Raw genomic sequence first — 768 nt, 5'->3', positions numbered from 1 at the left:
CCCGCCGGGAACGCCGCGTCACCGCCCGGGGCCGGCCCGGCGCCGGCCGCGCCCGACGCCGACGCCGACGCCGGCAGCGATCCCGTCCCCTCCGCCGCGTCGCGGTCCCCGTAGTCGTCGGCGCTCAGCGACAGCGCGACCATGATGTGGCTCCGTCGCGTCTCCTCGAACCGCCGCACCATGTGCACGCCGGTCTTCGCGGTGGAGCGCCAGTGGATGTGGCGCACGGCGTCCCCCGGCACGTACTCGCGGAGGGACTGGAACGAGACGTCGCTGTCCGTGAGGTCGCGCGTGGCGCGGCCCTCGAGGTCGCGGACGAACCCCGTGCTCGTGCTCGGCATCGCGATGGTCCGGGGGTGCACGAGCAGCCGGGTGGCCGCCGCCTCGGTGGACTCGCGGCGCACCAGCCCGATCGGGTCGCCGCGGACGATGCGGGCGGGGCCGAGCGCGATGACGCCGCGCCGCGAGGTGGGCACCACGAAGACGTCCTCGTGGGAGTGCCCGTGCGCGAGGGAGGGCACGTGGATCTCGGCGAGCCCGGATCCGACCGGCACCTCGACCGTGAGCCCCACCGCCCGGCGCCGCAGCGGGTTCCGCACGGCGACGGTCGCGGGCGCGCGCTCCCCCGCGACGACCCGGTCCCGCGGCAGGCGCAGCGACACCTCCACGCCCGCGGAGCCGACGAGGTGCAGGAGCGCGATGACCCACAGCGCCGCGGCGGTCCAGGCGACCGCGACGAGCTCGCGCCAGCCGAGGGCGTAGCCGGCC

General features: G+C 77.5%; 1 protein-coding gene. It reads right to left on the bottom strand.

All coding sequences use genetic code 11. From position 1 onward, the window contains the following. The coding region (locus Q6969_RS16055; RefSeq protein WP_317231332.1) for a DUF58 domain-containing protein at positions 1-768 on the bottom strand (768 nt) is incomplete at both ends.

The sequence above is a fragment of the Clavibacter sp. MX14-G9D genome (genome assembly GCF_032917815.1).
GTDB lineage: Bacteria > Actinomycetota > Actinomycetes > Actinomycetales > Microbacteriaceae > Clavibacter > Clavibacter michiganensis_K.
This window is presented reverse-complemented; position numbering and strand designations above follow the sequence as displayed.